This is a genomic window from Azonexus caeni, from assembly GCF_048146105.1.
GTDB lineage: Bacteria > Pseudomonadota > Gammaproteobacteria > Burkholderiales > Rhodocyclaceae > Azonexus > Azonexus aromaticus_B.
This window is the reverse complement of record NZ_JBKJAD010000018.1, coordinates 16,500-28,322: the sequence shown is the minus strand read 5'-3', so window position 1 is coordinate 28,322 and position 11,823 is coordinate 16,500. Positions and strand designations below refer to the sequence as shown.

The 11,823-nt window shown below is 64.8% G+C and carries 12 protein-coding genes; 3 read left to right on the top strand and 9 right to left on the bottom strand.

The window, feature by feature from the left end; all coding sequences use genetic code 11:
• Window positions 1-37: 37 nt before the first annotated feature.
• Window positions 38-508, bottom strand: coding sequence for a cyanophycin metabolism-associated DUF1854 family protein (locus ACLIIZ_RS15485; RefSeq protein WP_416693615.1), 471 nt, complete (start codon window positions 506-508; stop codon window positions 38-40).
• A gap of 10 nt (window positions 509-518) precedes the next feature.
• Window positions 519-2,810: a cyanophycin metabolism-associated ABC transporter gene (locus tag ACLIIZ_RS15480; protein ID WP_416693613.1), complete on the bottom strand. Its 2,292-nt coding sequence runs from the start codon at window positions 2,808-2,810 to the stop codon at window positions 519-521.
• Between the two features lie 100 nt (window positions 2,811-2,910).
• On the opposite strand from ACLIIZ_RS15480, the gene ACLIIZ_RS15475 reads away from it, so the two are divergent.
• Genes ACLIIZ_RS15475 through ACLIIZ_RS15465 form a run of 3 tightly spaced genes read left to right on the top strand, consistent with a single transcriptional unit; the run spans window position 2,911 to window position 4,442 of the window.
• Window positions 2,911-3,474: a pseudouridine synthase gene (locus ACLIIZ_RS15475; protein ID WP_416693610.1), complete on the top strand. Its 564-nt coding sequence runs from the start codon at window positions 2,911-2,913 to the stop codon at window positions 3,472-3,474.
• Between the two features lie 3 nt (window positions 3,475-3,477).
• Window positions 3,478-3,930, top strand: a complete 453-nt coding sequence (locus tag ACLIIZ_RS15470; protein ID WP_416693608.1) for a DUF192 domain-containing protein — start codon at window positions 3,478-3,480, stop codon at window positions 3,928-3,930.
• Window positions 3,930-4,442: a chorismate--pyruvate lyase family protein gene (locus ACLIIZ_RS15465; RefSeq protein WP_374327141.1), complete on the top strand. Its 513-nt coding sequence runs from the start codon at window positions 3,930-3,932 to the stop codon at window positions 4,440-4,442. Before ACLIIZ_RS15470 ends, ACLIIZ_RS15465 begins: the two co-directional genes overlap by 1 nt.
• A 9-nt stretch (window positions 4,443-4,451) precedes the next feature.
• Here the strand turns inward: ACLIIZ_RS15465 and ACLIIZ_RS15460 are convergent, their stop codons facing one another.
• The 7 genes from ACLIIZ_RS15460 to ACLIIZ_RS15430 form a co-directional block, all read right to left on the bottom strand.
• Window positions 4,452-4,859 (bottom strand): hypothetical protein, encoded by a 408-nt coding sequence (locus ACLIIZ_RS15460; protein WP_374327140.1) that lies wholly within the window; start codon window positions 4,857-4,859, stop codon window positions 4,452-4,454.
• A gap of 122 nt (window positions 4,860-4,981) precedes the next feature.
• The gene (locus ACLIIZ_RS15455) at window positions 4,982-6,838 is read right to left on the bottom strand and encodes a sodium:solute symporter family protein (protein ID WP_416693606.1); all 1,857 of its coding nucleotides are present in this window, start codon (window positions 6,836-6,838) and stop codon (window positions 4,982-4,984) included.
• 9 nt (window positions 6,839-6,847) lie between these two features.
• Entirely contained in the window at window positions 6,848-7,102 is a 255-nt protein-coding gene (locus ACLIIZ_RS15450) for a DUF4212 domain-containing protein (protein ID WP_374327137.1), read from the bottom strand.
• A 222-nt stretch (window positions 7,103-7,324) separates the two neighbouring features.
• Entirely contained in the window at window positions 7,325-9,085 is a 1,761-nt protein-coding gene (locus ACLIIZ_RS15445) for a cation acetate symporter (protein ID WP_416693604.1), read from the bottom strand.
• Entirely contained in the window at window positions 9,078-9,389 is a 312-nt protein-coding gene (locus ACLIIZ_RS15440) for a DUF485 domain-containing protein (protein WP_374327134.1), read from the bottom strand. Before ACLIIZ_RS15440 ends, ACLIIZ_RS15445 begins: the two co-directional genes overlap by 8 nt.
• Before the next feature lie 127 nt (window positions 9,390-9,516).
• Window positions 9,517-10,812 carry a sensor histidine kinase gene (locus tag ACLIIZ_RS15435; RefSeq protein WP_416693602.1) on the bottom strand — a complete coding sequence of 432 codons (1,296 nt, stop codon included), beginning with the start codon at window positions 10,810-10,812 and terminating at the stop codon, window positions 9,517-9,519.
• Complete coding sequence (locus tag ACLIIZ_RS15430; protein ID WP_416693600.1) at window positions 10,809-11,471, bottom strand: response regulator transcription factor; 663 nt, start codon at window positions 11,469-11,471, stop codon at window positions 10,809-10,811. The genes ACLIIZ_RS15435 and ACLIIZ_RS15430 overlap by 4 nt, the downstream gene beginning before the upstream one ends.
• Window positions 11,472-11,823: the final 352 nt, after the last annotated feature.

Genomic DNA, 11,823 nt, shown 5'->3' with positions numbered 1-11,823 from the left:
CTGTCACTGCCGGGCACGCGGCGTTACATCGCCGCCACTAGAGGAAGCGGTCGAGCAGCTTGCGGCTGTGCCGGTCGAGCCGGCCGAGGTCGCGCACCAGGTACTGGATGCCGTTGCTGTCGGCGATCAGCAGCCGGGTTGCCGACAGGCGCCGGATGTCCTCTTCGCCCTTGAGCACCAGCGCGGTGTCGCCACGGTCGGTGCGGACCTGCCAGGTGCTCGGGCAGGCGAAGCTGGAAACCGACAGCAACTGGGCGATCTCGGGCACGAATTCGCGGCTGGCGAGTTCTTCCTCGACCAGCTCGCGGGTCGTTGCCGGCAGGTCGGCGAGGCGGTCGGCCCAGCCGATTTCGTGGCCTTCGGCGCTGAGGATGGAAATGCCGTCGTCGGGGGCGCCGATCGGAAAGGCGCGCACCGGGGTGACGCCGTCGTGGCGCTCGCCGCTGGCGGCGTGGAAGACCAGACGACCGTAGGCGTCGCGGGTCAGCGTGAAATTTGCCTGGTTCATCGCGTTTTCCTCAGACGGTGGCGGTTTTCGGCAGTGCCGGGGCGGCCGGTTCGGGCGCCTCGGTGTCGACGTTGCGCGCCTGCGCCATATACAGCTTGTGGTAGTGGCCTTCGGCGTCCATCAGCGCGTCGTGGTTGCCGACCTCGACGATGCGGCCGCGATCCATGACAACCAGGCGGTCGGCCTTCCTGAGCGTGCTCAGGCGGTGGGCGATGGCGATCGTGGTGCGGCCCTTGACCAGATTGTCGAGCGCCTTCTGGATTTCCTTCTCGGTCTCGGTATCGACCGCGGAAGTTGCCTCGTCGAGGATCAGGATCTTCGGGTCGATGAGCAGGGCGCGGGCGATCGAGATGCGCTGCCGCTCGCCGCCGGACAGGCCCTGGCCGCGCTCGCCGACCAGCGAGTCGTAGCCGTGCGGCAGGCGCAGGATGAATTCGTGGGCGTGGGCGGCGCGGGCGGCGGCGACGATTTCGGCGCGCGTCGCGTCGGGCTTGCCGTAGGCGATGTTGTCGGCGATCGTGCCGAAGAACAGGAAGGGCTCCTGCAAGACCAGGCCGATGTGGCTGCGGAATTCGGCGACCGGCACCGAGCGCACATCGACGCCGTCGATCAGCATCTGGCCCTCGGTGACGTCGTAGAAGCGGCAGATCAGGTTGACCAGCGTCGACTTGCCGGAACCGGAATGACCGACCAGTCCGATCATCTCGCCCGGTTCGATGACCAGGTCGACATCCTTGGTGACGGCGCGGGTGCCGTAGCGGAAGCAGGCCTGCTTGAGTTCGATGCGGCCGGTGACGTTTTGCAGATGTACCGGGTTGGTCGGTTCCGGCACGCTCGAGACGTGGTCGAGGATGTCGAAGATGCGCTTGGTGCTCGAGGCGGCGCGCTGCGTTGCCGAGACGATGCGGCTCATCGAGTCGAGGCGGGTGTAGAAGCGGCCGATGTAGGCGAGGAAGGCGGTCAGCGTGCCGACCGTCGAATCGCCGTGGGCGATCTGCCAGATGCCGAAGACCCAGACGACGAGCAGGCCGACCTCGGTGAGCAGCGTCACCGTCGGGGTGAACAGCGACCAGGTGCGGTTGAGCTTGTCGTTCATCTGCAGATTGTGCTCGTTGGCGGCACGGAAGCGTTCGCCCTCACGCTTTTCCTGGGCGAAGGCCTTGACCACGCGGATGCCGGGGATGGTATCGGCGAGCACGTTGGTGACTTCGGCCCAGACGCGGTCGATCTTCTCGAAACCGGTGCGCAGCTTCTCGCGCACGAAGTGGATCAGCCAGCCGATGACCGGCAAGGGGAGCAGCGTGACCAGCGCCAGCCAGGGATTGATCGAGAACAGGATGACGGAAGTCATCGTGATCATCAGCACGTCGGTGGCGAAATTGAGCAGGTCGAGCGAGAGGAAGATGTTGATGCGGTCGGTCTCGTTGCCGATGCGCGCCATCAGGTCGCCGGTGCGCTTGCCGCCGAAATATTCGAGCGACAGTCCCAGCAGGTGGTCGTAGGTCTGGGTGCGCAGGTCGCGGCCCATGCGTTCGGAGACCAGCGACAGGATGTAGGTGCGAATCCAGCCCAGGCCCCAGGCCAGCACGGCGGCGCCGAGCAGGCCGCCGAGGTACATGGCGACCAGGTTCCAGTCGATCGGCTGGCCGTTCTGGAACGGGATCAGCACCTTGTCCATCAGCGGCATCGTCAGGTAGGGCGGCACCAGTTGCGCCGCGGTCGAGGCCAGGGTCAGCGCGAAGCCGAGGAAGAGCTGCCAGCGGTAGGGGCGGGCGAAGCGCCAGAGGCGGAACAAGGTCCAGGTCGACGGGGCGACCGTGGTTTCGCGGTTGCAGATCGGGCATTCCTCGGCGCCCGGCGGCAGCGGCGTCTTGCACTTCGGGCAGCTTTCGGCTTCCGGCCGCTGCGGCGGCTGGCCGCTGACCAGGCTGTCGCGCAGCAGGTCGAATTCGTCGATCAGGCGCAGCGCCGCCAGGTTGTTGGCCAGCGTGTAGCGCCAGCAGGCGAGGCGGCCGCTGGCATCGAGCAGTTCGAGCGTGCCGACGCCGGCGTGGTCGTGATGGTCGAGGCGCAGGCCGGCGCCGAGCGGCCATTCGCGGTACTGGCCAGTGTCATCGATGGCGATCAGGCGGTGCTCGGTGACGGCGATCAGGCCGGCGGCAAAGTGCAGGCGGGCGTCGAGGTCGGTTTCCAGCCAGGCGGCCAGGGTTTCGCCAGCGGCAAGACGGAACGCGGCGGGGCCGCTCCAGCGGGCGGGAAGGCTTGCCGGATGGTCGGCTGCCGACGCTTGGGATTGCTGCATCAAGGTCTCGTGAGGTCGGAGTGCTGCTATAACGTGGTCAGGAGCGGACGGTTGACCGCCGCTGCCGTAAAATCCCGGTTTTTCTGCGGATTCGGGCGACGTGTCGAAAATCGTCATCTTCAACAAGCCTTACGGCGTACTCAGCCAGTTTACGCCGGAAGGCCGCTGGCGGGGGCTGGTCGACTACATTCCGTTGAAAGGTGTGTATGTTGCCGGTCGCCTCGATGCCGATAGCGAGGGCCTGTTGCTGCTCACCGACGACGGCCGCCTGCAGGCGCGCATCGCCGACCCGCGCCACAAGCTGGTCAAGACCTACTGGGCGCAGGTCGAGGGCGAGCCGGGCGAGGCCGATCTCGACCGCCTGCGCGCCGGCATCCGGCTCTCCGACTTCACCGCGCAGCCGGCGCAGGTGCGCCGCATCGACGAACCGCCCGGCCTCTGGCCGCGCGATCCGCCGATCCGCTACCGGGCGGCGATTCCGACCAGCTGGCTGGAAATTCGCATCGCCGAGGGCAAGAACCGGCAGGTGCGGCGGATGGGCGCGGCGATCGGTTATCCTGTGCTGCGCCTGGTGCGGGCGGCGATCGGCCGGTTGACGGTGGATGGCCTCGGCCTCGGCGAATGGCGCCAGCGCGAGGCGACGATAGATGATTTGCGAGGTTGAAGCATGAAGAAATTCGGATGGGCCGCGCTCTGCGGCTGGTGGCTGGCGGGCGTGGCCGGATTGGCGGCGGCCGGCGAGGCGATGCCGGTGATCGAATTGAGCGCCGGCATGCACCGCATCGAGGCCGAAGTGGCGGCCGAGGACCGCCACCGCCAGACTGGGCTGATGCTGCGCGAGGCGATGCCGGCGCAACGCGGCATGCTTTTCGTCTTCCCGCAGGAAAACACCCACTGCATGTGGATGCGCAATACGCTGATCCCGCTCTCGGTCGCCTTCATCGACCGTGAAGGCTACATCATCAACATCGAGGAGATGGCGCCGAAGACCGAGGATAACCACTGCGCCAAGCTGCCGGCGCGTTACGCGCTGGAAATGAACCAGGGCTGGTTCGCCAAACGCGGCATCGCCCGCGGCGCCCGCCTGCGCGGTCTCGAACGCGCGCCGACGCCACGCTGATGCCGCCCCGGCTCGATTGGGGCAGCCGTCTGCCGGCGGCGCAATCGCTGCGCGGCTGGCTGGTCGAGGCGCATTCGCTGACTGCGCGCTGTCGGCGCCATTGCAGCGAATTCCGCGTCCGGGTCGTCGCCCAGGGCTGGCGGCTGGCGCTGGCCGACGAAACCGCGAACGCGCGCCGGCCGGTGCGCGAGGTGCTGCTGGAATGCGACGGCGTGCCGGTGATTTTCGCCGAAAGTGTGCTGTCGACCGGGCGTTGCGGTCGTCTCGGGCGCTGGTTTGCCCGCCTGGGCAGCCGTTCGCTCGGCTCGCTGCTGTTTACCCATCCCGGCTTCGGGCGCGGCGATATCGAATTCGTCCGCCTGCGCCAGCGCGATGCCTTGCATCGCCGGGTCTGTCAGGTGCTTGGCCGGCCGCTGCCGCCGCTCTGGGCGCGTCGTTCGCGCCATCATCTCGATGGCGGCAGCGTGCTGGTGAGCGAGGTCTTCCTGCCGACGATCCTCGACCTCGCCTGAAATTGCCGATTACTTGTCGTCGCGCTCGGCGGCCGGCGGTTGCGGGCGCAGGCTGATGCGGCGCTGCATGAAGCCGGGCAGGTTCATCGGGTGCGCCTGTCGGCTCAGCGCGAAGCTGAGGAATATCTTGCACCAGATGGTCGAGCCGGCGATGGCGATCCAGCTGTCGTAGGCCAGTTCGCCGGCCAGCACGCCGCCGATCACGGCGAGCGCGACGCTGCCGGCGACCAGGTTGATCACCGCTTCGTAGGGCGCATATTTCTCGGGGTTGGCCGGTGATTCGCCGTGCTTCAGGGCGACTTCGGAAAAATCCTTGTTGATGGCGATGCGCCAGGCGCGCCGCAGCCAGATGAAGGCCATCGGGAAGAGCGCCAGGAACAGGATCCAGGTCATTGCGATATGGACGTTGAAAGCCATGTTGCACCTCGGTACAGCCGCGGACGCCGGGGCGGCCGCGCAATAAAAAACCCCGTGGAAACGACCGACGGGGTTCGGAATCCCGTCCGGGGGCACCGGACGGGAGCTTACCTCAATCGCGCTTAGTGCGCGCCATCCACAGCCTTGGCGCCACGCGGGATGCGGACGTTTTCGACCATGTGCTGGATGTGCTCCGGCGGTTCCTTGGTTACCTTGTCGACCAGGAAGGCGACGACGAAGTTGACCAGCGCACCGATCGCACCGAAGGCTTCCGGCGTGATGCCGAAGAAGCTGTTGGCGCCGCCGATCATATCGACGAAGTCGGTACCCTTGATGAAGAAGATACCCTTGTGCGCGAACACGTAGAACAGGGTGACGAAGAGGCCAGCCAGCATGCCGGCGATGGCGCCTTCCTTGTTCATCTTCTTCGAGAAGATACCCATCATGATCGCCGGGAACAGCGACGAGGCGGCGATACCGAAGGCCAGGGCAACCGTGCCGGCAGCGAAGCCCGGCGGGTTGAGGCCGAGGTAACCGGCGATGACGATGGCGACCGCCATCGAGATCTTGCCGGCGCGCAGTTCAGCCTGTTCGGAAATGTTCGGCATGAACACGCCCTTCACCAGGTCATGCGACACGGCGGCGGAGATCGCCATCAGCAGACCGGCAGCGGTCGACAGAGCGGCAGCCAGACCACCGGCAGCAACCAGGGCGATAACCCAGTTCGGCAGCAGCGCGATTTCCGGATTGGCCAGCACGATGATGTCGGCGTTGACCGTCAGCTCGTTGCCCTTCCAGCCAGCAGCTTCGGCCTTGGCCTTGGCATCGGCGCTCTTCGTCTTGTCGTTGTAGTACTGGATGCGACCGTCGCCGTTCTTGTCTTCGAACTTCAGCAGGCCGGTCTTTTCCCAGCGCTTCATCCATTCCGGACGCTGTTCGTAGACCAGCGAGGCTTCGGTGGCGAACACGTCAGCGTTGGCCTTGACCGCGTCGGCATTGACGACCATCGAGCCATCGGCAGCGGTCTGCAGGCCGACCGCGGTGTTGACGGTGCCGTGCAGGTTGAGCTTGGCCATCGCGCCGACCGCCGGGGCGGTGGTGTACAGGATCGCGATGAAGACCAGCGCCCAGCCGGCCGACGAACGGGCGTCGGAAACCTTGGCCACGGTGAAGAAGCGCATGATGACGTGCGGCAGACCGGCGGTACCGATCATCAGCGACATCGTGTACACGAACATGTTCAGCGTGCTGCCCGGAACCGAGGTCGTGTATTGACCGAAGCCGAGGTCGGTAACGACCTGGTCGAGCTTCTGCAGCAGCGAGATGTCGGTGCCGGAGATGTTGGAGCCCAGGCCCAGTTGCGGGATCGGGTTGCCGGTCAGCTGCAGCGAGATGAACATGGCGGGGACGGTGTAGGCCAGGATCAGCACGATGTACTGGGCGACCTGGGTGTAGGTGATGCCCTTCATGCCGCCGAACACGGCGTAGGCGAAGACGATGCCCATACCGATGTAGATGCCGGTGTCGCTGGAAACGCCAAGGAAGCGCGAGAAGGCGACGCCAACGCCGGTCATCTGACCGATGATGTAGGTGATCGACGCGGTGAGCAGACAGATCACGGCCACCGTCGAGGCGGTCTGCGAGTAGAAGCGGTCACCGATGAACTGCGGCACGGTGAACTTGCCGAACTTCCGGAGGTACGGGGCGAGCAGCATCGCCAGCAGAACGTAGCCGCCGGTCCAGCCCATCAGGAACAGGCCGCCGCCGTAACCCATGTTGGCGATCAGGCCGGCCATCGAGATGAACGAGGCTGCGGACATCCAGTCGGCGGCGGTTGCCATGCCGTTGGTGATCGGGTGGACGCTGCCGCCGGCAGCGTAGAACTCGGACGTGCTACCGGCACGTGCCCAGATCGCGATCCCGATGTACAGCGCAAACGACGCGCCGACCACCAGGTAAGTCATAGTTTGCAGATCCATGCTGGCTCCTTAATCTTCGTGCACGTCGAACTTGCGGTCGAGGTTGCCCATTGCCTTGGCGTAATAAAAGATCAGGGCAATGAAGATGTAGATCGAACCCTGGTGGGCAAAGAAGAAGCCCAGCGGGTAACCCCCGAGTTTGATGCCGTTCAGCGCGTCGGCAAAAAGGATGCCCGCACCGAATGAACACACGAACCAGATCGCCAGGATTTTCCCCAGCAGTCCGAGTGTGGCTGACCAGTAGGCCTTGCCTTGATCGTCCATTATTTGTCTCCTCCATAAAATGTGATGGGCGGGCTGCACTGAAATGCAACATCGCCACGAGACACAGTCTGGGTTTGTAAACTTACAGTTCCCTGACAGTTTTTTTCGATTAGGTGAAACCGTTATGGGTTTTGCGATCGAGCAAAGAAAAGGCCCCCGCCGGGGCGGGGGCCTTGCAGGTGGCCGGCAGAGCGCCGGCCAGGGGTGTTGTTCTTGTTTTGTTTAGTGACCGCTGGCGCCGGCGGCACCGATGCCGGTTTCCGAGCGGACTTCCTGGTCCAGGTAGGCTTCGCGTTCCTTCGCGGCCTGGGCGCTGTTGTCGAGGATCGAGAACAGCCAGATGCCGACGAAACCGATGGTCATCGAGAACAGGGCCGGCGAGGTGTAGGGGAACCAGGCAGAACCCTTCGGATTGCCCAGCGTGGCTTCCCAGATCGACGGCGAGACCACGGTCAGCGCAACCGACGAGATCAGGCCGAGGAAGCCGCCGATCACCGCACCCTTGGTCGTGCAGTTCTTCCACAGCACCGACATGAACAGCACCGGGAAGTTGGCCGAGGCAGCGATGGCGAAGGCCAGCGAAACCATGAAGGCGATGTTCTGCTTCTCGAAGGCGATACCCAGCACGACGGCGATGATGCCGAGGACGATCGTGGTGATCCGGGAAACGCGCAGTTCGGCGGCCGAATCAGCCTTGCCTTCCTTGAACACGGTGGCGTACAGGTCGTGCGACACGGCCGAGGCGCCGGACAGCGTCAGACCGGCAACGACGGCGAGGATGGTGGCGAAGGCAACCGCGGAGATGAAGCCGAGGAAGATGTTGCCGCCGACCGCGTTGGCCAGGTGGATGGCCGCCATGTTGCCGCCGCCGAGCAGGGCGCCCTTGGCGTCCAGGAACTCCGGGTTGGTCAGCACGAAGGTGATGGCGCCGAAGCCGATGATGAAGGTCAGGATGTAGAAGTAGCCGATCCAGGTGGTCGCCCAGAAGACGGACTTGCGGGCTTCCTTGGCATCCGGCACGGTGAAGAAGCGCATCAGGATGTGCGGCAGGCCGGCGGTACCGAACATCAGTGCCATGCCGAAGGAGATCGCCGAGATCGGGTCCTTGACGAAGTTGCCCGGGCCCATGATCGACAGACCCTTGGCCGCGGCAGCGGCGGCGACGCCTTCCGCGGTGGCGGCGGGATCGGTCTTCAGGGCTTCGGCCAGCAGGCCCTTGGCGGCCAGTTCGGTCTTGATCTTCACCGCTTCGGCGAACATCGCTTCCGGGCTGAAACCGAAGTGCAGCAGCACCATGAAGGCCATGAACGAGGCGCCGCAGAGCAGCAGGATCGCCTTGATGATCTGCACCCAGGTGGTGGCGGTCATGCCGCCGAACAGCACGTACACCATCATCAGCGCGCCGACGATGACCACTGCCATCCAGTATTCCAGGCCGAACAGCAGCTTGATCAGCTGGCCGGCACCGACCATCTGGGCGATCAGGTAGAAGGCGACGACGACCAGCGTGCCGGTGGCGGCGAAGGCGCGGATCGGGGTCTGCTGGAAGCGGTAGGCGGCGACGTCGGCGAAGGTGAACTTGCCGAGGTTGCGTAGGCGTTCCGCCATCAGGAAGGTGATGATCGGCCAGCCGACGAGGAAGCCGATCGAGAAGATCAGGCCGTCGTAGCCGTTGGCCATGACCGCGGCGGAAATACCGAGGAAGGAGGCTGCCGACATGTAGTCGCCGGCGATCGCCAGGCCGTTCTGGAAGCCGGTGATGCCACCGCCGGCGGTGTAGAAGTCGGCCGCCGACTTGGTCTTGGCCGCTGCCCACTTGGTGATCCACAAGGTGAAGGCGACGAAGATGGCGAACATCGCGATGGCGGTCCAGTTGGTCGCCTGCTTCTCGGCCTGGCCGAGGTCGGCGCCGGCCGCGAAGGCAGTGCCGGCGACGGCGGCCAGGGCGAGCGCGCCGAGGAGTTGTTTGTGCAGCTTAACCATTGTTGGCCTCCTTGACGATTTCAGCCTTCAGCTGGTCAAACTCGCCGTTGGCGCGACGCACGTAGATGCCGGTGATGACGATGGTGAACAGGATGACGCCGACGCCGATGGGGATGCCGATCGTCGACACGCCGGTGCCCAGCGGCTTGGCCAGGAATTCCTTGTCGAACGCGATCAGCGCGATATAGCCGTAATAAACGACCAGCATGAGCAGGGTCATGACCCAGCCGTAGGTGTTGCGAACCGACTTCAGTTGCTCGTATTTGGGATTTGCCCGGATCCGGGCATACACGTCTTGCGACATGATCGACCTCCTCGTTTTGTTGTGGCGGTTACGGGATATGTAACGATTTAAATGATCGGCCCATCACCTTACAGAAGACTTAATGAAGTCAACTTCTGAAAAAACCGCAGTCGGGACGCCTCGGACGCTATCTCAGCGGTAGTTCGACACGCACCGTCAGGCCGCCGCCCGGCGTGTCGTCGAGGGCGATCTGGCCATCGTGCTGGCGGACGATTTCGCGCGCGATCGCCAGCCCCAGCCCGCTGCCGGGGATCGTCGTGGCGAGCCGGCAGAAAGCTTCGAAGACGCGCTCGCGTTCGCCGAGCGGGATGCCCGGCCCGTTGTCGGCGACGATCAGGCGCGCGGATTCCTGATCGTGGGTGACGCTGATGTCGATCCGGCCAGCGGCCGGGGTGTAGCGGATGGCGTTGTCGATCAGGTTGGAGAGCAGGACGCGCAGGGCTTCCGGTTCCCCGGTCAGCGCGGTCGGCATCTGCTCGGCGAGGCCGAGGTCGATGTCCTTGGCGGCGGCCAGGATGTCGCATTCGATGATCACGGTCTTCGCCAGTTCGAGCAGGTCGACCGTGGCGATCGTCCGCTTGCCGGCGAATTGCGGATCGAAGCGCGCCAGGTTGAGCAACTGGCTGACCAGATGCGCCGCCCGGTCGACGCCGCTGCGCAGGTTCTTCAAGGCTTCCTGGCGCACCAGCGGGTCGCCTTCGCCGCTGACCACCTGGGCATTGAGCTGCAGCGCGGTGAGCGGCGTGCGCAGCTCGTGCGCGGCATCGGCGATGAAGCGCTGGCGGGCGAGAAAGGCCTGATCGAGGCGCTGGAACATGTCGTTCAGCGCATCGACGATGACCAGCATCTCGTCGGGGTACTGTTCGCGCGGGATCGGCGACAGGAAACCGGGGGCGCGTTCGCGGATTTCCTGGCGCAACTGGCGCAGCGGCTGAAAAGCCTGGGCGGCGGCGATGGCGATGAAACTGCCCATGATGATGACGAGCACCGAGAACGGGACAATCAGCGAACTGCCGAATTCGCGGAACCACAAGGCGTGCGAATCGCTCGGATTGGCCACCTGGACAAAGGTGCCGCGATCCTCGATGACGACGGCGTGCCACTCCTGTTCCTGCCAGGTGAAAGTGCTGAAGCCGGCGTTCTGGCGTGGCAGCGGCTGGTCAGGGCGGGAAGCGAACAGCAGCTTGCCGTCCTTGTCCCACACCTGGCTGATGACGCTCTGTTGCCGGTTGGAAAGATCGTAGATTTCCGGGTGCATGCCATGGTGGCGCATCACCGCCCAGGCCACCTGTTCCAGCGAAAGGTCACGGCTGCGGCTGAATTCGGTCCAGGTCATCCGGTAGGTCAGCGCGGTGACGAAGGCGGCAGTGATGATCAGCGTCCCGATCTGCCAGGCGAGCAGGCGGGCGAGGACGGAATTCACGCCGGCTCAACCAGCTTGAAGCCGATGCCGCGGATGTTGCGGATCCATTCCTTGCCCAGCTTCTTGCGCAGGCGGTGCAACTGCACCTCGATCGAATTGCTGGCGATTTCCTCGCCCCAGCCGTAGAGGCGTTCCTCGAGCTGGGTGATGCTGAGGACGACGCCGGGAACCTCGATCAGCGCCATCAGCAGACGGAATTCGCGGTCCGAGAGATGGATTTCCTGGTTGGCCAGCTTGACCTGGCGTTTGCGCGGGTCGACACGCAGCGCGCCGAGGCACAGTTCGCTCTGCGGCCAGCCCAGTGTCCTGCGGCGCAGGGCGAAGACCCGGGCGACCAGTTCCTCGAGTTCGAAAGGCTTGACCAGGTAATCGTCGGCGCCGGCGTTGAGGCCGCTGACCCGGTCATCAAGGCCGCCGCGGGCAGTGATGACGAGCACCGGCAGGCGCTTGCTGCGGCTTTCCAGGCGGGCCAGGATGTCGATCCCGTCGACGTGCGGCAGGCCGAGGTCGAGGATCAGCATCCCGTAATCGTGGGACTGGATCGCGCCGACGACATCCTGGCCGTCGCTGACCCAGTCCACGGAAAAATCGTGCTTGCGCAGGCTGGCCAGAATGGCCGAAGCGATCAGCGCGTCATCTTCGGCGAGCAGGATTCTCAAGGGCAATCACTCATCGGAAAACCTCCCCGGCGGTCGCCGCGACGCAGATGGCGGCGCGAGGCATCGGTCGGTGTTGTCAAAGGCAAATGGTCAGCGATATGAGGATCGAAACTGACGATCCAGGCGCGAGGATTCTATCAAGCCGCCAGAGGATCAGCGCGCTCTTGTTGGAAGCACGTCCTCCCGAAACCGAAGCTGTTCGATTGGCCGATACAACTTCTGAGTGCTTATGTAGAGTGGGGGGGGGCCAACGACAACTTCTCGGCCGAAGCGGCCGTTGGGCAGGTGAGCTGATACGGGCTGCAACCAAGCGCTAACCTGCCTTTCGGTTACTGATGGCGTCGAACTGCAG